This window comes from Kitasatospora sp. NPDC051164, from assembly GCF_044455625.1.
Taxonomy (GTDB): Bacteria; Actinomycetota; Actinomycetes; order Streptomycetales; family Streptomycetaceae; genus Kitasatospora.
The window spans coordinates 91,377-112,312 of sequence record NZ_JBITFB010000022.1 but is presented as its reverse complement, the minus strand read 5'-3'; the positions used below and the strand labels follow the sequence as shown (position 1 = coordinate 112,312).

Here is a 20,936-nt window from a genome sequence, read left to right as displayed (position 1 = left end):
ATGTCTCCCGTTCACGACGACTTCCGCCGCTCCCAACTGGCCACCGGCGCACTGTTCTTCGTCCTCGGCTTCCAGTACGCGACCTGGGTCTCCCGGGTGCCCGCGCTCAAGGCCAGGCTCGACCTCGGCGAGGCCCAGATCGGCCTGCTGCTGATGACCTGTGGGATCGGCGCGGCGGTGTCCTTCCCGCTGGTGGCGGTGCTGATGCGGCGGCTCGGCTCGCGCCCGCTGTCGGTGCTGTCCGCGCTCGCCCTCGGCCTGATCCTGCTCGCCCTGTCGGTGGTGCCGAACTACCCCGTCACGCTGCTGGTGCTGTTCTGCGACGGCGTCGCCGTCGGCTGCCTGAACGTCGCGATGAACGCCCAGGGCGCCGCGCTGGAAGCCCGCTTCGAACGGACCACGATGTCCCGGCTGCACGCCACCTTCAGCGCCGGCTCACTCCTCGCCGCCCTGCTGGCCTCCGGCGTCAACGCCTTCACCGGCGCCCTGGCCGTGCACTTCGGGCTGGCCGCCGTCCTCCTCGCGGCACTCGTCGCCGCCGCCCGGCCGGGGCTGCTGCCCGACGAGCCGCGGCAAAGCCCGGAAGCGGCCACCGAGGAACGCCGTGGCTTCACCCTGCCGACCGTCGCGACACTCTGGATGGGCCTCGCGATGGTGTTCGGCACCGTCACCGAAGGCGCCATGAACGACTGGTCGGCGCTCTACCTCAAGGACGTCGTGAACGCGGGCGCCGGACTCGCCCCGATGGGCATCGCCGTCGTCTCGGTCATGATGGTGTGCGCCCGGATCTTCGCCGACGGCTGGCGCACCCGCTTCGGCGACGGCCGCATCGTCCGCACCGGCAGCCTGCTGGCCGGCCTCGGCCTCGCCCTCGCCCTGCTGGCCGGCGGCACGGTACCGACCCTGCTCGGCTTCGCCTGCGTCGGCCTCGGCGTCGCGGCCGTCACCCCCTGCGTCTACGTCGCCGCCGCCCGCCGGGGCGCCGACGCACTCTCCCTGGTCGCCGCGATGGGCACCACCGGCCTCCTGGCCGGCCCCGCCGTGATCGGCTTCATCGCCGGTGCCACCAGCCTCCTCTGGGGCATGGCCGCCGTCGCCGCCTCCGCCGCCGTCGTCTCCCTCTGCGCCACCCGCATCACCTGGCCCGGCCGGGAAGCCCCAGCCGCCGACACCCGCCTCACCCCCGACGCGAGTTGACGATCAATCAGGATCCGACCGGCAGGTCCGCACCCCCGAGGCGACGTGCCGGGCGAGCCTGTTCCGCAGCTCGGTGAGGCGGGCGATCTCGGCGTCCAGGGCGGCGAGGCGGGCGGCGCCGCCGCGGGATGCCCGGACGCCAACCCCTGACCCTTGCGTCAGGGGCAAGGTCGTTCAGTGGAGGAGTGTCTGACGGGGCATGAGGGACACGGGTCTTCTAGAGTCGCCTGCGGTACGGACGTACGGACGTACGTCCGTACGACCGTGAGCCGCACCGAGAGGGATGAGCATGACCGAGCAGGCCCCCGCGCCCTTCGAGCACGTGGACGAGGACTGGCAGACCGCGCTGGCGATCGTCGCCCACCCCGACGACATGGAGTACGGCGGGGCCGCGGCCGTCGCCCGGTGGACCTCCCAGGGGAAGAAGGTGGTCTACGTGATGGTGACCAGCGGCGAAGCGGGCATCGACTCGCTGGACCCGGCCGAGTGCGGGCCGTTGCGGGAGGCCGAGCAGGTCGCCTCGGCGCGGGTGGTCGGCGTGGACACCGTCGAGTTCCTCGGCTACCCGGACGGCGTGGTGGAGTACGGGCTGCCGCTGCGCCGGGACATCGCCCGCGTGGTGCGCCGCCACCGCCCGGACATCGTGATCACCAGCAACTTCCGGGAGACGTACGGCGGGGTGTTCCTCAACCAGGCCGACCACATCGCGGTCGGCCGGGCCACCCTGGACGGCGTCCGGGACGCCGGGAACCGCTGGGTGTTCCGCGAGCTGGTGGCGGAGGGCCACGAGCCGTGGAACGGCGTGCGGCAGATCTGGGCGGCGGCCTCGCCGGAGTCGGGGCACGCGGTGGACACCAGTGACCACTTCGACCTGGGCGTTGCCTCGCTGGAGGAGCACGAGGCGTACCTGGCCGGGCTCGGTGGGGCGATGGGGAATGCCCGGGAGTTCCTGGAGGGCTTCGGCCGGGAGGTGGGCAGCCGGCTGGGGACGCGCTTCGCGGTGCCGTTCGAGGTGTTCCCGCTGCGCTAGTCCGATGGCTTGTCGATGTCGGAGCCGGTGTCGGTGCCGGACCCGGAGCCGGTGTCGGAGTCGCTGTCGGGCCCGGTGTCGGAGCCGGACTCGGGCTCGGTGTCGGCGCCCTCGCGGCGCCGGCGCCGGTACCGCAGCACCTGGCGGAGCAGGAAGGCGGCGACCAGCGCTCCGAGGCCGATCGCGAACCAGAGCTGGTAGCGGATCGCGGTCCGGTACACGGTGCCGATGTTGGCTCCGGCGACATAGCCGAAGGTGCCCCAGACGCCCGTCCACAGCACGGCGCCGAGCACGTTGAAGGGCAGGAACCGGCGCCAGGGCATCCCGGTGGTCCCGGCGATGATGCCGTTGGTCTGGCGCAGCACGTCCACGAAGCGGGCGACCGCGACGACCTTGCCGCCGTGCCGTTCGAAGAAGCCGTCGGCGCGTTCCATCCGGGCCGGGGTGAGCAGGACGTACCGGCCCCAGCGGTGGACGAAGGCGCGTCCGCCGGTGCGGCCGATCAGGTAGCCGAGGCTGTTGCCGAGGATGGCGGCGCAGGCCGCGACCAACAGGACGGCGGCGAGGCTGAGGTGCCCGGCGCCGGCGTACACCGAGGCGAGGACCAGGATGGTCTGCCCCGGCACCGGGATGCCGCAGTTGTCGAGCAGCACGAGCAGCGCCACCGCGAGGTACCCGTAGTGGTCCAGCAGTGGCGCGAGACCGGCGAGCGCCCCGGGCAGCGGGGTCGTGGGGGCGGACACCGCTCCTCACCACCTCACGCGGGTCTGCGGACAGGCCGCGCGCCGTGGGGTGGTGGGGGCGTCGGTCAGCGTCCCGCCTGGCGCTGTTCGATGTTGCAGTCGGGGCCGGGGTAGATCAGACCCTCGTGGCCGTCCTCGAAGCGGACCATGTACGGCGGCTGGCCGTCGGCGCCGCGCACCTCGATGATCTCGCCCTTCTGGTCCACCATGCCCACCGACCTGCTGTGGATGTGGAGCTGGTCACCTACCGCTGCGTGCATGGTCTGCTCCCTGGGTCCTCGGGGTCGTGGCGGCCGCCTCCGCGGCCGTTCCGCTATCCACTGTGCTGCGGGGGCGGCGGGCTCGCAACGCCTCGGGCGGACGGGACGCGGGGGATGGGCGGGGATTCCCGGGCGATGGGCGCGGGATTCGCGTGGGGATTCGCGCGCGGATGGGTGTGGGATCTGGAGGGGAAGGGCGCGGGATTTCGCGGGTCGGACGTCAGCGGGCGGGCAGCCGTTGCGCGAGGTAGCCGCGGACCAACCGCTTGCACTCGGCGATCAGCGTCGGATCGCCGTTCGGGTCGGCGCGGAAGGCCAGCTTGAGCACCGCGTCGGCCGCCTCCAGGGCGACCCGCAGGGTCAGCGTGGTGGCCGCCGGGTCGCTCGCCCGGAACACCTCGCCGCCGAGCGCCTGCAGGCGCAGCGCGACGGCGGTGTTGTTGTCCACGCCCGCGTCCAGCAGGTGCCGGTCGTCCCGGACCCCGGCGGGGACGACCGGGCCGGCCAGGCCGAAGTCGACCTGGCCGAAGCCGGGCACCGAGCGTTTCATCGCCACGAACTCCTCCACCGCGAGGTCGGTGAAGGCGGCCGGGTCGACCGGGGCGGCGGCGGCCAGCCGGGCGTCGAGGCGCTGGAGGTACCGGTCGAGGTTGCGGCCGGCGAGAGCGGCCAGCAGGTCCTCCTTGCCGGCGAAGAACTGGTACAGGGTGCCGATCGGCACCTGGGCGCGGTGGGCGACCTCCTTGGTGGTGAGCGCTGTCGCCCCGACCTCGTCCAGCAGCCCGGCACAGGCGTCCAGGACGCGGCCGTACCGCTCCTGGCTGCGTTGTTGGACCGGGCGTCGACGGACCGACGGGCTGGTCCGGTCGACGGTCTCGGAACTCCGGGTCTCCGCACTCCTCATGGGCTCACTCTGCCGCATCCGCTGTTCCGGCGGCGAATCACCGGGGCGGGAGCGGCCTGGAGTTCCTTGTGGGAAGGGAATCGACTGGTGGCCGGAGCTGAACGGCACGGTGGCGGGAAGGTGTCCATGAGCCGGCAATGGTCTTGTCGTGGACGCGAAGACCGGTTCATACTCCTGGGGCGGACTACCTTGCGTGATCGCCGCGTGTCTCTTCGTGGTGATCGCGATTCAGTCGTGGCGGCCGTGGCGACCGTGACGGACGTTCCGTCGCCACCAGAAGTCTGGATGATCCCGTGCGCCTCCTTGCTCGTGCCACGTCCCGTTGTTCGTCCCGCAGAACGGAAGGAGGGGGTTCGGTTCGGTGACACTGTCCTACGGAGGGCGTGAGGCCCTCGACATCGAGTACCACCGGCAGTTCCTGGAGGCCGGGTACCTGGTGCTGCCCGGCCTGCTGGCGGAGTCACTGCGCGAACGGCTCATCCCCGAGGTGGACCGGTGGGTGGACGAGGGCCTGCGGGCCCGGTCGATCGCCTCCTGCGCCGATCCCGTCCGGAACGGGCCGCCCCCGCTACTGGAACTGGAGCTGCCGGCCCACGGCCAACTCCTCACCCACCCACCACTGATGCGGACGCTGACCCGCCTGCTCGGGCCGTCGTTCGTCTTCCACCACCTGCACAGCGACCGCCAGTCCCCCGGAATCCCGGGCAAGCCCTGGCACCACGACTGCGAGCCCAACGACCGCTCCGACCCGTCGCTGCTGATGGTCCACGCGCTGCACTACCTCGGCGGACTGGACGAGAAGGTCGGCAGTCTGGCCGTGCTGCCGGGCTCGCACCACAGCACCGTCGGCAAGTCCGCGTTCGCCCACCACGGCACCGCGGAACTGCCCGGCGAGGTGGTCATCGACCGGCTGCCACCCGGCTCGACCGTGCTGCTCAACTCGGCGCTGTTCCACACCCGCCGGCCGGCGCCCGACGGGCCGGGCCGGGTGCGGTACTTCATCGACGCCTCCTACTGCCAGGTGGGCGCGCGCTGGCGCCCGGTGAAGCCGTACTGGCGGCAGATGCTCGCCCGCGCCCGCGAACTCGACCTGGCCGACGGCCAGTGGCCGGAACTTTTCGCGGAACGGCACTTCACCGAGTACACCGGAACCGTCTGAGGAGAGCACTGCCGTGGAGATCGTCACCGCCGTCGCCTACGCCGAGGTCCACGACGCCTACCTGCGGGACCATCCGGTGGAGCGGGCCCACGAGGCGAACAGCAACACGTACGGCGAGGAGAACCTCGAACGCGCCGACCGCATTTCCGGCGGCTGGTGGCGGGTCCGGCTCGCGCGGACGGACGTCCTGGGCGTCGTCCTGCCCTGGCACCTCAGTGAGGGCGGGGCGCTCGAACTGGTACCGCGCTCCGGGCTGACGGTGGGCGAGGCGGCCGAGCGCGTCCGCTCCGGCGGGGCCGCCTGGTCGGCGGCCAACCCGGTGTGCGCGGCGAAGCTGCGGCTGCTGCGCCGGACCCCGTTCACACCGGTCTTCCTCAGCACCGCCCCGGTCGACCACTCCGACTACGGGGACCTGTCGGTCCGGGCCGGGCTGATCCACCTCGACGGCCTGCACCGCATGCTGGCCTGGGAGTTGGCCGGGAGACTACCCGACCGGCCGGTCCTGGACGGGTACCTGGTGGGCGACCCAGGGGTGCCGGCCGGCCCGGGCCGCGCGCGCCTGACGGGGGACGAGTCGGCGTGACACCCGCGACGCAGCACCTGCGGTCCACGTCGTCCGCCCGGTCCGCCCGCTCGTTACCCTCGCTGCTCGCCCACCTCGCCCGGACCCACCCGGACCGGCCCGCGCTGAGCGACGGCGTCCGCACCTTCGACTACCGCACACTGGACGCCGCGGCGGGCCGGGTCGCCGCCCGGCTGGCCGTCGGCGGCACCGGACGGGGCGACCGGGTCGCCCTGGTCGGACCCCGGGACGCCCGGATGCTGGTCCTCCTGCACGGGGTGCTGCGCTCGGGCGCGGCGGCGGTGCTGGCCGACCCGGACTGGTCGCCGGCCGACCTCGCCCGGCGGCTGGCGGCCGTCCGGGTCGCCCGGGTGCTCGGGACGGAGGGCGGGCTCGGCGGAGAGGTGGTGGACGTCGAGGCGCCGGGCGTGAGGCCCGAGGTGCCGGGCGGGAAGAGCGAGGCGCCGGGCGAGATGCCCGTGCCGCAGCACGAGGTGCTGGGCGAGGACCTCGCGTACCTCTCCTTCACCTCCGGGTCGAGCGGCGAGCCCAAGGCCGTCGCCGTCACCCACGCCAACGCCGTGCACTACGCGCAGGAGCTGGCCGGGCGGCTCGCCTACACCGAGGCCGACGCGCCGCGCACCGCGCACGTCACCACGCTGGCCGCCGACCTCGGCCACACCGCCTGGCTGCTCGCCCTCGCCACCGGCGGCTCGGTGCACGTCGTCCCGGACCGCGAGGTGCGCGACCCGGAGGCCTTCTGGGCATCGCTGGCACGCGCGGGGGTGACCGTGCTGAAGACCACCCCGTCGCACCTGACCGCCCTGCTGGAGGGCCGCCCGGTCGACTCCCCGCCGCTGCACACCGTGCTGCTCGGCGGCGAGCCGCTGCCCCGCCCGCTTGCCGCCGCCCTGCTCGACGGCGGCACCACCGCACGGCTGGCCAACCACTACGGCCCGACCGAGACCACCGTCGGCGCCACCTGCCTGCTGGCCACCGACACCCGCCAACTCCCCGCCGAGGAGCCGACCGTACCGATCGGCACCGCGATCGGCGAGGTGCTGCTCACCGTGGTGGACGGCGCCGGGCGGGCAGTGCCGGACGGCGCGGTGGGGGAGCTGCTCATCGGCGGCCGCGGTGTCACCGCCGGGTACTTCGGGCGGCCAGCCGAGACGGCCCGCGGCTTCGTCCACCGGGACGGCCGACCGATGTACCGGACAGGCGACCTGTGCCGCCGGCGGGCGGACGGGAATCTGGTCTTCCTGGGCCGGGTGGACCGTCAGGTGAAGGTGCGCGGCTACCGGGTGGACCTCGCCGAGGTCGAGCGCGCCATGGACGGGTACCCGGGCGTCGTCCGCTCGGCGGCGCTGCTGCGGGAGACCGCCGTCGGCAGTCAACTACTGGGCGCGGTACGGCTGTCGGGCGGTTCGCAGGACGCGTCGGGCCTCGGAGCGTACCTACGGGACCGGCTGCCCGGCTACTCCGTGCCGCAGCCGATCCTGGTACTGCCGGAATTCCCCGTCGGGCCGAACGGCAAGCTCGACCGGCCGAGGCTGGGCGAGCTGGTCGCCGAACTGGTCGAGACCCGAGCGGAGTTGTCGGGCGCCACCGGATCCGGCCTGGCCGGGGAGATCGCCCGGTTCTGGGCGGGCGCGCTCGGACTGCCGGCCGTCGGGCCGCGGGCCGACGTGCTGGGCCTCGGCGGGGACTCCATCCTCGCCATGCGCACCATCGCCTTCCTGCGGCGCTCGGGCCTGCGGGTCGCCTACGAGGACTTCTACCGCCACCCGACGGCGGAGGGCCTGGCGGCCGCCGCCGTCCCGGCCGCACCCTCCGTCCCGGCACCGCGCACCGGGGACGACGCCGGTCGACTCGCCCCGGCACAGCGCTGGTTGTACCGCCAGCGCTCCGTGCGGGACGTGCGGCACTGGAACCAGTCCGTCCTGCTGCGCTGCCGTGCGGCGGTGGACCCGGCGGCGCTCTCGGGGGCGGTCGCGGCCGTCCTGGAACGCCACCCGGCGCTGCGCCGGCCGATCTCCCCGGACGGGTGCGGCGAGCCCCGGCCGGTGCCCGACCTCGATCCCGTCTCCTTCTCCCGGATCCCACGCGCGGACGGGCCGGTCGCCGACACGATCGCCGGTGTCTGCACCGAACTCCACCGCAGCCTCGACCCGTTGGCCGGCCGACTGCTGCGCGTCCACCTGTTCTCGGGCCCGCCCGGGACGGACGACCGGCTCGCGCTGGTCGCGCACCACCTGGTGGTCGACGGGCTGTCCTGGCGGATCCTGCTGGACGACCTGGCGCACGCGTACCGGGCGGTGCTCGACCAGAAGCCGGCCGACCTGCCGCCGACGGCGGACTTCTACGCGTGGGCGGCGGCCGCCCCGGCGGCGCCTGCTCCGGAAACCGCCGCGGAGTCCGTCACAGCGTCCGTCACGGCGTCCGTCGCGGAGCCGATCGACGAACCGGCCGCGCTCAGTTGGACGCTCGACGCGGACGCCACCACCCGGCTGGTCGCGCGGCACGGCGGCGGGGCCGGGCTGGAGGCGGCGCTGCTCGCCGCCTTCGCCGGGGCCGTCACCGCCTGGAGCGGCAGTCCCCGGTTCGCGGTGGAGGTCGAGACCCACGGCCGGGACTCCGCGGGCGATCCGGGCGAATTCCTGGACACCGTCGGCTGGTTCACCGCCGTCAAGCACGTCGACCTGCCGGCCGGGGCCGGTCCGGAGACGGTGGCGCGGAGGCTGCGCGAGACGCCAGTCCGGCCGATGGACGCCCCCGGGGAGCGGCCCGCCGCCGGGTTCAACTTCCTCGGCACCTTCCGGCTGCCCGAGGAGCCCGCGCTGGACTGGACGGTCGCGGAGGAGCAGGCCGGGGTGGCCCGCTGCGCCGGGGGCGACCCGCTGTACGAACTGCGGCTCACCACGCGGATCGTGGAGCAGCGACTGGTCGCCGACCTGGTGTACGGGTGGCCCGCGCTGTCGCACCGCGCCGCCGAGCGGATCACCGGCGCGTTCGCCGAGGCCGTGGCCGCCGAGGCGGGAGGTGCCGAGGCGGGGGTTCCTGACACGACGGTGCGCCCCGCCCGCGCCCCGCTCTCCACCTCCGGCCAGCTGCTGCACCCGGGCGTCCCGCCGACCGCCCGGGCGGCGGTGCGCCAACCAGCCCGGGCGGCGGTGCGCGAACCCGCCCGGGTGCTGCTCACCGGCGCCACCGGCTATCTCGGGCGGCACCTGCTGGACGCCTTCCTCCGGCGCGGCGCCGACGTCACCTGCCTGGTGCGGGCCTCCGACGACGCCGAGGCCCTGAAACGGCTGGGGGCCCACGCGGCCCACGCCGTCGCCGGGGACGTCGACCGGGACGGCCTCGGCCTTTCCCCGGCCGGGCTGGAGCGGGCCCGGGGCGCGCGGATCGTCGTGCACGCGGCGGCGGACGTCCGACTGGTGGCCTCGCCCGACGAGCTGGAGCGCACCAACCACACGGCGGTGCGCCGCCTGCTCGGCTGGGTCGGGGAGCACGCCCCGGCCGCCCGCGTCCACCACGTCTCCACGCTCGCCGTCTCGGGCGGCGTGGACGGCCCGCCGCGCCGCTTCAGCGAGGCGGACCTGGCGATCGGCCAGCACTTCCGCACCCCCTACGAGCGGACCAAGTACCGTGCCGAGCAGGCCGTCCGGGCCTGGGCCGCCACCGGGCACGCCGCCTACCTGCACCGCAGCGGCCACATCGCGGCGCACAGCCGGACCGGCGCGTTCCAGGCCAACATCGGCGACAACCGGATCTACCAGCTGATCCGCGGCTACCTGCTGGCCGGGGCCGCGCCCAGCCGGCCGGACACCGCGTTCGCGTTCTCGCACGTGGACACGGTGGCCGCCGGGATCGCCGCGATCGCCCTCGACCCGTACGCCGCGCCCGGCGCGTACCACGTCGAATCGCCGTACGAGGTCCCGCACGACGAACTGGTGGGCTGGCTCGCCGGGCTCGGCCACCGGGTGCGGCTCACCGACGACGAGACCTTCGGGGCCGCGATCGCCGGGGCCGAGCGGCGGCACCCGACGGCCGCCCGGCTGGCCGCCGCCTGGGCACAGCAGGAGGAACGCAACGTCCGGGTGGACAGCGCGTACACCACCGCCGTGCTCGACCGGCTCGGGGTCCGCTTCACCGCCCCGACCGCGCAGTGGTGGTCGGCCGCGCTCGCCTGGGCCGCCGAGGCCGGCTTCCTGCCGCCCGCCGACCCGTCCCGACCCGTCTCCGACCCTTCGGCCGGCCCCGCCCCCGGCCCCTCCACCGACCGTGCCCCCGAACTCTCCCCCGAAGGCAGGACTCACCCGTGAAGGCAGCATCCAGCGTGACAGCAGGTTCCGTGTCCCGGCTCTCCCCGGCGCTCAAGCAGGCCACCCCGGTCGTCGCCGTGCGCGGCGAGGGTCTCCACCTCTACGACGCCGAGGGCCGCCGCTACCTCGACTTCACCTCCGGCGTGGGGGTGACCAGTACCGGCCACTGCCACCCGCGGGTGGTCGAGGCCGTCCGCGAGCAGGCCGGCCGGCTGATCCACGGCCAGTACACCACCGTGCTGCACGACCAGCTGCTCACCCTCACCGAGCGGCTCGGCGAGGTGCTGCCGCCCGGCCTGGACTCGCTGTTCTACGCCACGGCCGGCACCGAGGCGGTGGAGGCGGCGCTGCGGCTCGCCCGGCACGCCACCGGGCGGCAGAACGTGATCGTCTTCGAGGGCTCCTTCCACGGCCGCACGATGGGCGCGGCCTCCCTCACCACGGCCGGCACCCGGTTCCGGGCGGGCATCGGCCCGCTGATGTCCGGGGTCGCGGTGGCGCCCTTCCCGGCCGCGTTCCGGCTCGGGATGTCGGAGGCCGAGGCGGTGCAACACGCGCTGCGCGGACTGGACGAGGTGCTCGCCACCGTCTCCGCGCCCGCCGAGACGGCGGCGATGTTCGTCGAGCCGGTGCTCGGCGAGGGTGGCTACGTTCCCGCCCCGCCCGGCTTCCTGGCCGGGCTGCGCGAACGTGCCGACCGGCACGGCATCCTGCTGGTCGTTGACGAGGTGCAGACCGGCTTCGGCCGCACCGGCCGGTTCTGGGCCCACCAGCACGAGGACGCCCACCCGCACGAGGGCGGGGTGTGCCCGGACATCCTGATCACCGCCAAGGGCCTGGCCAGCGGCTTCCCGCTGTCCGCGATCGCCGCGCCCGCCGAGCTGATGGGCCGCGCCTGGCCCGGCTCGCAGGGCGGCACGTACGGCGGGAACCCGGTGGCCTGCGCGGCCGCCCTGGCCACCCTGGACGTGCTGCGTGAGGAGCGGCTGGTCGACAACGCCGCCGAGCAGGGCGCGCGACTGCTGGCCGGGCTGCGGGCGGTCGCCGCCGAGGCGCCCGGGATCGCCGACGTCCGCGGGCTCGGGCTGATGGCCGCCAGTGAGTTCTGCCGCCCGGACGGCTCCCCGGACCCGGAGGCCGCCCGGCGTGCCCAGCAGACGGCCGGCGAACACGGCCTGCTGCTGTTGCTCTGCGGGATCCACCTCAACGTGGTCCGGATGATCCCCGCGCTGGTGGTCACGGCCGGACAGATCGACGAGGCGCTGGAACTCTGGACGAAGGCCGTCGCGGCCGGAAGCCGGTAGGAAGGAGAGGCGAATGGACGCGATGACGGAAATCGGCTGGAGCAGCCTGGAGTTGGCGGCCCGGCGGGAGCTCTGGTCGCTCCCGCTGGGGGAGGAGGAACGGCGGCTGCTGTGGGCCGACGCGCGGGCCGAACGGTGGGGCGCGGCCGAGCCGGTGCGCGCCCGGCTGAGGGACTTCGTCCGGGACGCCGTCGCCTCCGTCGGCATCACCCACGTCAGCGGCCTGGTGGATCCGGCGCACCCGGAGAAGGAGATCACCGAGGCGCTCTCCTTCCTGCTGCGGGACTACGGCCGGATCGTCCCGCAGAACGGGCGCGGCGACCTCACCTCGGTGCTGCGCGACCAGGACGGCGACGGCAACACCGAACTCGGCTTCCACTGCGACACCTGCGACCTGCTCGTCCTGCTGTGCCTTCGGCCCGCCTTCGACGGCGGCGGTTTGACCAAGCTGGCGAGCGCGCGGCACGTCCGCGACCTGATCGAGCGGGAGCGACCGGACGCCCTGGCCACCCTCTGCGAGGACTGGACCTTCGACCGGACCGGCCGGGCGGGCCCGCAGGTGGTGGTCACCCCGATCCTCTACCACCAGAAGGAGGGGACGGTCGGCTGCTACTACCAGACCCGCACCGTCCGCTCCTCCCCGGACCGCGGCGGGCCCGAACTGACTGACCGTCAGTGGGAGGCGCTGGGCGTGCTGGACGAGGTGCTGTACCGGCCGGAGATCGCCTTCGGGCTGCCGATGGCCGCCGGTGACCTGCTGATCATCCGCAACAGCCGCGTGCTGCACGGGCGTTCGCCGTTCATCGACGAACCCGGCGGGTACGCCCGGCGGATGCTGCGGATCTGGGTGAACGAGGGGGAGGAATGGGCGCGTTGACCACACCGAACGACGCCGCGACCGCACCGCACGGACGAGTGGCGATCGTCACCGGCGGGGGCAGCGGCCTCGGCCGGGCCTCGGCACTGGCCCTGCTGGAGGCCGGCTGGACCGTCGCCGTCGCCGGACGGCGCAAGGACGCGCTGGAGGAGACCGCCGCGCTCGCCGGCCCGGCCGCCGCCCGGGTGCTGCCCGTCCCGACCGACATCCGCAGCCCGGAGGAGGTCGCCCGGCTCTTCGACACCGTCCACGACCGGTACGGCCGGCTGGACCTGCTGTTCAACAACGCGGGCGCCGCCGCCCCGCGCCGGCCGATCACCGAGACCCCGTTCGAGGACTGGAACCGGGTGCTCGACACCATCGTCACCGGCGGCTTCCTCTGCGCCCGCGAGGCCTTCCGGGTGATGAGCGCCCAGACCCCGCAGGGCGGGCGGATCATCAACAACGGCGCGCCCTCGGCGTACGTGCCGCGCCCCCACTCCATCGCGTACACGGCCGCCAAGCACGCCGTCCTCGGCCTCACCAAGGTGCTCGCCCTGGACGGCCGCCCGTACGGTATCTCCTGCGGGCAGATCGACGTCGGCAACGTCACCCCCGTCGACGGCGGACCGCAGCCGGCCGCGATGCAGGCCGACGGGACGATGGCGGTGGAGGCGACCATCCCGGTGGAGCGCTTCACCGAGGCGTTGGTGCTGATGGCCGCGCAGCCGCCGGACACCGTCATCCAGTCCCTGGTGATCCTGCCGACCACCATGCCGTTCGTCGGGAGGGGGTGAACCGTGCTGGTCAGCGCACGCTCCTTCGAGGAGTACCGGGCGATGTTCGCGCTCACCGAACGCGACCTGGAGCAACGGATCCTGGACTGCCCGGGCGGCGCGGCGAGCTTCGTCGCCGAGGCCGGGCGGCGGGGCATCGACGCCGTCGCCGTGGACCGCCAGTACGCCCACCACCGCGAGGAGTTGGGCCTGCTGGTGGAGCGGGAGACCGCCTTCAAGCGCGACCTGCTGGAGAAGGAGACGGCGGGCTACGCCCGGACCTGGTACGCCGACGCGGACGACATGGTCCGACAGTGGACCGCGAACGCCCGGGACTTCCGGGCCGACATCGCGGCCCGCCCGGATCGCTACGTGGCCGGCTCGCTGCCCGAACTCCCCTTCGCCGAGGACTCCTTCGACCTGGTGCTCAGCTCGCACCTGATCTTCTCGTACGGCAACCGGCTCGACGAGGACTTCCACCGGGCGGCGCTGCTGGAACTCGCGCGGGTGGCCCGCCGGGAGGTCCGGCTGTTCCCACTGATGGTGTACGACACGGGAGTTCGCTACCCGGGGCTGGAGCGGTTGCGCCGGGAGCTGGCGGGGCTCGGGGTCCCGAGCCGGGTCGAGCGGGTGGCGTACGAGTTCCAGCCGGGGGACAACGAGATGCTGGTGCTCGCCTGCGCGGACCACCGGCCCCCGGTGCGGGCCGAGCGGTGGGCCGCCGCCGGGGACCGGGTCCGGTGGCGGCACCAGGAGGCGCTGCCGGGGGCTTGATCAAGCGCGGCCCTGGCCGAGAGGGGCCCTGGCCGGGAGGGCCCTGGTCAAGCGGAGCTCTGGCCGAGCGGGGTGGTCGGTCAGTTGACGTCGACCGCCGGCCCGCCCGGCTGCGAGGTGTCGGCGACCGGGCCGTACGCCGCGGAGAAGTACCCGTCGGCGGGGCAGAGCCCGGAGCCGCCGCTCTTGGCGAAGTGCTCGTTGCGGAAGGCCAGGCTGTGCGCGGTGTTGTCGGCGTTGCCGGCGAACGTGCCGCTGAGCTGATAGGTGCAGGTGATGGTGCCGAACCAGCTGTTGAGCACCGCGGTGGCCTGGATCGCCCCGGCCGACCCGCCGCCGAGAGTGACCGGGAGCCCCGGGCCGTCGGAGACGGTCAGGCCGTACGGGAGGTTGGCGACGGTCAGGCTGCGCACCGAGGTGACGCCGGTGACGTTGCTGGTGCACGAGCCGAAGGTGAGCCCGGTCAGTGACTCGGTGGCGGAGCCCGGGGCCGCCGGGTTGGTCAGCACCTTCGCGGCGAGCTGCGAGACGGCGCAGGTCACACCGGTGGTGCTGGTCGCGGTCGAGTAGAAGGTGGCGGCGCCCCCGGCGAGCGGCGCGGCGAGCGTGTCGCCCGGTGCGACGGCGGTGCCGCCCGCGCCGCCGACGGTGAGGACGGGGACGGCGGCGACGGGCTCGGGCGCCGCGGACGCGGGCACCGCGACCACGGCGAGCGCGGTGGTGGCGGCGAGGGCCGCGACGGCGGCGGCGGGGACGGCAAGGTGACGGCTGAAGCGCATGGGGAAGCCTCTTCCTCGGTGAGGGGCGAGAAGACGACCTTTCGCGGCTCCCGGGCCGTGGGGGACCGGGGAGCTCACTACGTTCTAGGACCGTGACCGAGTGCCGTCAAGGCAATGGACGGAACTTGCTGACTATTCGTCAACAACGGTCGCAGGTTTGGACCGTGTCGTCGCCTGCGAGAATCCCGGTAGGGCTGAGCACGACAAAGCGGGCGTCGTCTCGAGGGCCGCGGCGGAGAGGGGACGGACACGGCATGACCGAGGACGAGGTGGAGGAGCGGCTGCGCGCGCTGTGTCTGGGCCTGCCCGAGGTGGTCGAGGTGGCCAACCACCACGGTGAGCCGTCGTGGCGGATCCGGCGGCGGACGTTGGCCCAGCTCTCGGAGCACCACCCGCGCGGTCGGCGGAGCTTCTGGGTACCGGCCCCGGTCGGCGCCAAGGAGGCGATGGTCGCCGCCGAACCCGACCGGTTCTTCTCGCCGCCCTACGGTGGACGCGACTGGGTCGGGGTCTACCTCGACGTGCCGGTCGACTGGACGGAGGTGCGCGAGCTCGTCGTCGACGCGTACCGGCTCATCGCGCCCAGGAAGCTGGTGGCTGTGCTGGGGGAGGCGTGACGTCCGCCGCCGGAGGCCGCTCGGCGGGCCTCAGACGCGCCGGATGAGCGTGACCCCGTCCCGTACGGTGAGCATCACGACCTCGCTCCGCGGGTCGGCGGCGACGGCGTCGTTGAACTGCCGGAGCGCCAGGACGTCCGGGTCGGTGGTGTCCGCGTCGATGATCTCCCCGCGCCACATCGTGTTGTCGCACGCGATCAGCCCCCGGGGGGAGAGCTTGGGCAGCGTCGCGGAGTAGTAGGCGTGGTAGCTCGGCTTGTCCGCGTCGATGAAGACCAGGTCCAGCGGCTCCTCGATCTCGGCGATCGTGTCGAGTGCGGGACCGACCCGCACGCTGACGACGTCGGCGTAGCCGGCTTCGGCGATGTGTTTGCGGGCGACCTCGGCCCGCTCCGGGTCGATCTCACAACTGATCACCCGGGCGCCCTCGGGCAGGGCGACGGCCATGGCCAGCGCCGAGTAACCGGTGAAGGTGCCGATGTCGAGGACCACCTTCGGCTGCAGCGTGTGGATGACCATGCGCAGGAGCCCGCCGACGACCTGGCCGCTGATCAGGTGGCCCATGCCCAGGTCGTTTCCGTTGACGCCGGCCAACTGGGCCGGGTCCGGGGTCGAGTGGGCCTCCGCGTAGTCGTCGATGCCGGGCAGGGTGATGGGCGGCAGGGTGAACATCTCTTCCTCCTGGGTGGGTGGTGGACGTTGTTCCTACGGGTCAGGTCGGGTCGTACGCGCTCTGCCAGCCGTGCGTGTTCGCGTGCAGCCAGGACTCGAAGTCCGCCGGAGTGAGGGCGGACCAGTCCGGGGACTCCTCGACGCGCATCCTTCCGAGGTGCCGGCCGAGTCGGGTGAGGGCGTTGCCGGCGCCGCGCCGCGCGGTGTCGAAGGCGGCCAGCGCCTCCGGCCACGTCTCGTGTTCCCGGCAGGCGAGTTCGAGGGCGCAGGCGTCCTGGATCGCCTTCACCGCGCCGGCCCCGGTGTGCGGGCGGGCGATCGCCCCGGCGTCGCCGGCCAGCAGCAGGGCGCCCTTGGCGTAGCGGGAGACCGTGGTGTCGTACATCGGGTTGATGGACAGTTCGTGCCGCTCGGTGCGCCGCACCACGTCGGCCCACACGGGCGGCAGTTCGCGGGTGATGAGCTCGTCCAGGTAGTCGGCTGCGGTCTCGGTGACCTGCCCCCGGGGGACCGGGGCGGCCTCGGCCGGGTAGAGGTCGTGCGGCACGCTGCCGTACAGCGCCCAGTTCTGCCGGAAGCCGCCGGAACCGGCGTCGGGAATACGGTAGAACACGGCGTGGCCGCCGCGGAAGCCGACCGCGACGAAGTCGTCGAGCAGCGGGGACTGCGGGCCGGCCGCCCCCCGGTCGGCGGGGTGGTCGCCGCGCCAGAGGCCGTACCCGCCGTACTGCACGGCGGCCTCGGGTGCGACCGCCGGCCGCACCGTGGAACGGTAGCCGTCGGCGCCGACGACGGCGGCGAACGTCCCGGCGGGGCGGCCGTCGACCAGGAGCCGGACGCCGTCGTCCCCCTGCCGGACGTCGGTGACCGTCGCGCCCTCGTGGTAGTCGCGGTCCGGCACCCGCGCGCGCAGCCCCTGCCAGACCAGCGCCCAGCTCGCCATGATCGCCGGGTACGGCTGACGGCCGACCACGCGGCCCTCGGCCGACCGCTCCGCGCGGGTGAGCCAGATCAGCTCGGGACGCCGCAGCACCCGCATGTCGGAACCGAGGTATCCCGCGTCGAGTAACTCGCCGTAGAGCGACGCCGGGAGGGTGATCCCGGCGCCGCGGTCGCGCAGACCGCCCCGGCTGCGCTCGAACACGGTGGCCTTGCAGCCTGCCCGCGCCAGGGCGACGGCCGTGGCGCAGCCGGCGATGCTGCCGCCCACGACGGCGACCCGACTTCCTCGTATGCGCATGGTTGCCCTCTCCTCAGTGGGGCCGGGCCGGGCCGGCTCGGTCTCCCGGGCCGGCCCGGGTCTCACGGACCGGTGTCGGTGTTCACGGGGTGTCCGGTGCGGTGCCAGCGGGTGAAGCCGCCCACGAGGTGACGGGCGTGTCGGTTCTGCGCGCGGAGCAGCCGGACGCTTTCGGCGGAGGTCACGCAGAAGGGCCCGTGGCAGTAGGCGATGATCTCGGCGTCGGCCGGGAGTTCGTCGAGTCTGCTCAGCAGTTGGTCGTGGGGGAGGGAGACGGCGCCGGGCACGTGCCCCATCGCGTAGTCGTCGGTCGGGCGGACGTCGATGACCAGCGCCCCGCCGCCGACCCAGCTGGTCAGCTCGTCGACGGTCACCGGTTCCAGCTCGCTCAGGTCGCCGAGCTGGTCGTTGATGACGCTGCGCAGGTCGGCCAGGCGCCGCTCGGCGAACTCCTGGAACACGCCGAGGAATCGGGCCACGTCGTCGTCGGCCAGGCGGTACCGCACGCTGGTGCCGTCCTTCCGGCTGTCGACCAGGTGGGCCGAACGGAGCTGCTGCAACTGGGCCGAGGTGTTCTTGAACGGGATCCCGGAGGCCTGGGAGAGCTGCTCGACGGTGAGTTCACGCCCGTCGAGCAGGTCGAGCAGGCGGAGCCGGAGGGGGTTGGCGAGCACCTTTCCGACCCGGGACAGCTCCGCGTAGATCGGGAGGCTCGGTTTCGGCGTGTTCAGTTCGGACATGACGGACCTATCGTGTGGTGCCGGGCCGGGGCACGGCCGGTTCGAGGACGTGACGGTTGCGCCCGGCGCCCAGGCCCGCCATCATCTCGCCGGCCGTGACGACCAGCATCAGGACGAGCGCTGCCGGGAGGCCCCCGGAGGCGGTGACCAGCATCCCGCCGGCCAGCGGCCCCAGGATGGCGATGAGGTAGCCGACGCCCTGGACCATACCCGAGAGGCCGACGGCCGTATCGGCGTCCTTGGCGCGCATCCCGATGAGGGTCAGCGCCAGGGCGAACCCGGAGCCCTGGGCCAGGCCGAGCAGCAGCGCGGCGATCCAGGCACCGAAGGAGATCGGCGCGAGCATGAGCGCGATCAACCCGCCCGCGTTGAGCACGCCGACGACGACGGCGACGATCCGCTGGTCGGGAAGCCGCCGGATCAGCAGCGGAACCCCGAGCGAGCCGGCCACCTGGATCAGGGAGGTGACCGCCTGCACGAGGCCGCCCTCGTCGAGCGTCATGCCCCGCTGGTGGCAGATCGTCGGCAGCCAGCCCAGGACGAAGTAGAAGGACAGGCCCATGAATCCGAAGAAGGCGGTGACCTGCCAGGCCAGTGCGTCCCGCCACAGCGCGGCGGGGATCCGGGCCCGCCCGACGCCCAGGGAGCGCTGCCGCAGGACGGGCAGCCAGATCACGCAGGCGACCACGGCGACCGGGAGGGTGATCCAGGCGAGGGAGGCCAGCCAGTCCGTGCCCTGACTGCCGCTCAGCCGGGGGGCGAGCGCCGAGGCGCCGGCCGCGCCCACCGTGAGGGCGATCGTGTAGAGCGCCATCATCGGTGCGATCCGGCTGCTGAACTTCCGTTTGATCATGCCGGGAATGGCGCCGTTGATCGCCCCGATCGCGGCGACGACCAGCAGCGTTCCGAGGAAGAGCGCGGTCTCGCTCCGCACCGTGCGGACGAGGTCGCCGACGAGCAGCACGATCACGGAGGTCGCCACCAGGCGTTCCTCGCCCATTCGCCGGACCAGCGCGGGGCCGGTGAAGGCGAACAGGGCGAGACAGACCGTGGGTAGCACGGTCAGCAGGGTCTGGCTCGATCCGGACAGGCCCAGCCCGGACTTGATGGGGGTCAGGAGCGCCGACACCGCCGCGATCGGGGCCCGCAGATTGAGGGAGACCACGACCAGCGCGGCCAGTAACCACCAGGTCGGCCGACGCGACGCGGATTCCTCCGACGCCGGCGGGGCGATGGTCGACGGTTGAGTTCGGGATGCCACGGCGACCCACTCCCAAGTTCCAAAGGACTTTAGAATAAGAGAATGATACCCCTCGGGTGATGTTCGAGCGCGCGGTTTCGTAGTTCCGCACTGGTGCGCTCCTGAATGCTCCCCGGACTGCTGATTGCTCCCCGGGCTGCGCCGCCTGTTTCCTGTTCGATTGCCTTGCACCTATGGGCAGTGCTGTGCGCCCTGATTTGGTACCGTGATCATTGGTATGCGAGCTGCTACCAGGGGAGGAGCGGCATGTCCGACCAAGTGGCCCTGAAGTCTGCCTGCGCAGAATCCGTCGCCGTGTTGATCGCCGCCGACCGTTTGGTATACAGATCGAGTCTGCGAAGTCTGCTCGACGGTGTCGAGGCACTGGAAGTGGTCGGGGACGTCGACACCGGGCCCGATGCCGTGAAGGCGATCCACCGCTTATGCCCTGACGTGGTGTTACTGCACGCGGCCCCGTCGAGCGCCGCCACCGTCGACCTGATCACCTCCATTACGGAACGCTTTCCCGACACGGCCGTGCTGGTCGTGAGCATCGCCCACGACCGAGAGGTCTTTCTCGCCGCCATGCGTGCCGGTGTCCGCGGCTACCTCTCCCGGGGCGCACCCTCCCAGGACCTCGTGCTGGCCATCAGGATCGTCCGGTCCGGAGGCCTGGTCTTCGACTCCAGTACGTCGGGGTGGGTGACCGACCACCTGGCCCAGCCGGCGGGGGTGGCCAAGCCCTTCCCGGAGTTGACGGACCGGGAGCTGGAAGTGCTGGAACTCGTCGCGGACGGTCTGGGCACGGCGGTGATCGCCCATCAACTCGGCCTCTCCGTCAAGACGGTGCGCAACTACCTGTCCCGGATATTCGCCAAGTTGCACCTGGTCGACCGCACCGAAGCCGCGGTCCGGGCCAGACAGGCCGGTCTCGGCCACTGACCCGGACGGCGAGTGGTGGGGTGCCCGCCGGTCACGCCCACCACCGCGCCCGGCCCGTCAGGACCTCGCGCGCGGCGCCTTCCGTGCCACGATCACCCGGTTGTAGAGCTCCTCGGGCGGGGTGGCGATGATCTCGGCTCGGTCGAAGCCCGCGTCGAGCAGGCGGTCGCGCCAGAACTCCGGCGTGGTGAGGATCTCCCCGTCCTCCCGTAGGAACCGGGGCAGCAGGTCGAGTTGGAGCAGCATGCGTTCGAAGCCGGCCTCCCGCAGGTAGTACTTGGCCTTGTCGGTCAGCAGCTCCAGGACGTCGGTGGCCCGCGCCTTGCTGCCGGCCGGCCCCATCACCCGGCAGAACTGGTCGGCGTTGATGAACACCCCGCCCGGGCGCAGCACGCGCAGCACTTCCGCCGCGGCCTTCGGGTAGGTGTCGAGTTCGAGGTGATGCAGCGCGAAGCTGCTGATGGCCACGTCGAAGCTCTCGTCGGGGATGTCCGACAGGTCCTCGGCCACCCCGGCCTGGAACGAGGTCAGCGGATCGGCGGCGAACTTGGCCGTCGCCTCCTTGACCATGGTCGGGGCGGGGTCGACCCCGAGGATCCTGGCCTGGGGCAGTGCCGTGCGGCACAGCGAGGTGAGCCGGCCGGTGCCCGAGCCGATGTCGAGGATGTCGGCGGTGTCCGCCGGCAGGCGGTCCACGGCCGCGGACAGCAGGGCCACGTTGGAGGCGTCGGTGTTCAGTACCTTGTCATAGTCGATCTTGACGTTGTTCCAGTGAGTCGTGCCCGATTCCATGACGGTCCACCCTTCGTTCGT

General features: G+C 73.2%; 20 protein-coding genes. 11 read left to right on the top strand and 9 right to left on the bottom strand.

The genetic code is table 11. From position 1 onward, the window contains the following. Complete coding sequence (locus ACIBEC_RS30015) at positions 1 to 1,197, top strand: MFS transporter (RefSeq protein WP_360502123.1); 1,197 nt, start codon at positions 1 to 3, stop codon at positions 1,195 to 1,197. 289 nt (positions 1,198 to 1,486) lie between these two features. Then, complete coding sequence (locus tag ACIBEC_RS30010) at positions 1,487 to 2,227, top strand: PIG-L deacetylase family protein (RefSeq protein ID WP_360502122.1); 741 nt, start codon at positions 1,487 to 1,489, stop codon at positions 2,225 to 2,227. Here ACIBEC_RS30010 and ACIBEC_RS30005 read toward each other — a convergent pair. The 3 genes from ACIBEC_RS30005 to ACIBEC_RS29995 form a co-directional block, all read right to left on the bottom strand. Further along, positions 2,224 to 2,970 carry a VTT domain-containing protein gene (locus ACIBEC_RS30005; RefSeq protein WP_360502120.1) on the bottom strand — a complete coding sequence of 249 codons (747 nt, stop codon included), beginning with the start codon at positions 2,968 to 2,970 and terminating at the stop codon, positions 2,224 to 2,226. The genes ACIBEC_RS30010 and ACIBEC_RS30005 overlap by 4 nt on opposite strands. A gap of 65 nt (positions 2,971 to 3,035) precedes the next feature. Beyond that, entirely contained in the window at positions 3,036 to 3,230 is a 195-nt protein-coding gene (locus ACIBEC_RS30000; protein WP_360502118.1) for a DUF1918 domain-containing protein, read from the bottom strand. Between the two features lie 220 nt (positions 3,231 to 3,450). After that, positions 3,451 to 4,134: a TetR family transcriptional regulator gene (locus ACIBEC_RS29995; RefSeq protein WP_360502115.1), complete on the bottom strand. Its 684-nt coding sequence runs from the start codon at positions 4,132 to 4,134 to the stop codon at positions 3,451 to 3,453. A gap of 361 nt (positions 4,135 to 4,495) precedes the next feature. On the opposite strand from ACIBEC_RS29995, the gene ACIBEC_RS29990 reads away from it, so the two are divergent. From ACIBEC_RS29990 to ACIBEC_RS29960, 7 genes are read left to right on the top strand one after another with little or no spacing between them, the layout of a single operon-like run. Further along, positions 4,496 to 5,293, top strand: coding sequence for a phytanoyl-CoA dioxygenase family protein (locus tag ACIBEC_RS29990; protein WP_360502112.1), 798 nt, complete (start codon positions 4,496 to 4,498; stop codon positions 5,291 to 5,293). Positions 5,294 to 5,306: 13 nt separating this feature from the next. Further along, positions 5,307 to 5,876 carry a DUF6309 family protein gene (locus tag ACIBEC_RS29985; protein ID WP_360502109.1) on the top strand — a complete coding sequence of 190 codons (570 nt, stop codon included), beginning with the start codon at positions 5,307 to 5,309 and terminating at the stop codon, positions 5,874 to 5,876. Next, positions 5,873 to 10,183, top strand: coding sequence for an amino acid adenylation domain-containing protein (locus ACIBEC_RS29980; RefSeq protein ID WP_360502106.1), 4,311 nt, complete (start codon positions 5,873 to 5,875; stop codon positions 10,181 to 10,183). The genes ACIBEC_RS29985 and ACIBEC_RS29980 overlap by 4 nt, the downstream gene beginning before the upstream one ends. A gap of 29 nt (positions 10,184 to 10,212) precedes the next feature. Further along, entirely contained in the window at positions 10,213 to 11,487 is a 1,275-nt protein-coding gene (locus ACIBEC_RS29975) for an aminotransferase class III-fold pyridoxal phosphate-dependent enzyme (protein WP_360502290.1), read from the top strand. 13 nt (positions 11,488 to 11,500) lie between these two features. Beyond that, entirely contained in the window at positions 11,501 to 12,364 is an 864-nt protein-coding gene (locus ACIBEC_RS29970) for a TauD/TfdA family dioxygenase (RefSeq protein ID WP_360502104.1), read from the top strand. Continuing rightward, positions 12,352 to 13,140, top strand: coding sequence for an SDR family oxidoreductase (locus ACIBEC_RS29965; RefSeq protein WP_396289304.1), 789 nt, complete (start codon positions 12,352 to 12,354; stop codon positions 13,138 to 13,140). The genes ACIBEC_RS29970 and ACIBEC_RS29965 overlap by 13 nt, the downstream gene beginning before the upstream one ends. Before the next feature lie 3 nt (positions 13,141 to 13,143). Continuing rightward, complete coding sequence (locus ACIBEC_RS29960; RefSeq protein WP_360502100.1) at positions 13,144 to 13,893, top strand: methyltransferase domain-containing protein; 750 nt, start codon at positions 13,144 to 13,146, stop codon at positions 13,891 to 13,893. An 80-nt stretch (positions 13,894 to 13,973) separates the two neighbouring features. On the opposite strand, the gene ACIBEC_RS29955 is transcribed toward ACIBEC_RS29960, so the two are convergent. Beyond that, positions 13,974 to 14,672, bottom strand: coding sequence for a Tat pathway signal sequence domain protein (locus tag ACIBEC_RS29955; protein ID WP_360502097.1), 699 nt, complete (start codon positions 14,670 to 14,672; stop codon positions 13,974 to 13,976). Positions 14,673 to 14,926: 254 nt separating this feature from the next. On the opposite strand from ACIBEC_RS29955, the gene ACIBEC_RS29950 reads away from it, so the two are divergent. Further along, complete coding sequence (locus ACIBEC_RS29950) at positions 14,927 to 15,289, top strand: MmcQ/YjbR family DNA-binding protein (RefSeq protein WP_360502095.1); 363 nt, start codon at positions 14,927 to 14,929, stop codon at positions 15,287 to 15,289. Between the two features lie 30 nt (positions 15,290 to 15,319). Here the strand turns inward: ACIBEC_RS29950 and ACIBEC_RS29945 are convergent, their stop codons facing one another. From ACIBEC_RS29945 to ACIBEC_RS29930, 4 genes are all read right to left on the bottom strand, one after another. Then, the gene (locus tag ACIBEC_RS29945) at positions 15,320 to 15,961 is read right to left on the bottom strand and encodes an O-methyltransferase (protein ID WP_360502092.1); all 642 of its coding nucleotides are present in this window, start codon (positions 15,959 to 15,961) and stop codon (positions 15,320 to 15,322) included. Positions 15,962 to 16,001: 40 nt separating this feature from the next. Beyond that, a complete protein-coding gene (locus ACIBEC_RS29940) occupies positions 16,002 to 17,201 on the bottom strand; it encodes an FAD-dependent monooxygenase (protein WP_360502091.1) in 1,200 nt (399 codons plus the stop codon). Positions 17,202 to 17,263: 62 nt separating this feature from the next. Further along, the gene (locus ACIBEC_RS29935; RefSeq protein WP_360502089.1) at positions 17,264 to 17,941 is read right to left on the bottom strand and encodes an ArsR family transcriptional regulator; all 678 of its coding nucleotides are present in this window, start codon (positions 17,939 to 17,941) and stop codon (positions 17,264 to 17,266) included. Positions 17,942 to 17,948: 7 nt separating this feature from the next. Further along, on the bottom strand, positions 17,949 to 19,202 hold the full coding sequence (locus tag ACIBEC_RS29930) for an MFS transporter (RefSeq protein ID WP_360502086.1): 1,254 nt from the start codon (positions 19,200 to 19,202) through the stop codon (positions 17,949 to 17,951). Positions 19,203 to 19,448: 246 nt separating this feature from the next. On the opposite strand from ACIBEC_RS29930, the gene ACIBEC_RS29925 reads away from it, so the two are divergent. Beyond that, a complete protein-coding gene (locus tag ACIBEC_RS29925) occupies positions 19,449 to 20,123 on the top strand; it encodes a response regulator transcription factor (protein WP_360502084.1) in 675 nt (224 codons plus the stop codon). 57 nt (positions 20,124 to 20,180) lie between these two features. Here the strand turns inward: ACIBEC_RS29925 and ACIBEC_RS29920 are convergent, their stop codons facing one another. Beyond that, positions 20,181 to 20,915, bottom strand: coding sequence for a class I SAM-dependent methyltransferase (locus tag ACIBEC_RS29920; RefSeq protein ID WP_360502081.1), 735 nt, complete (start codon positions 20,913 to 20,915; stop codon positions 20,181 to 20,183). Between the last annotated feature and the right edge of the window lie 21 nt (positions 20,916 to 20,936).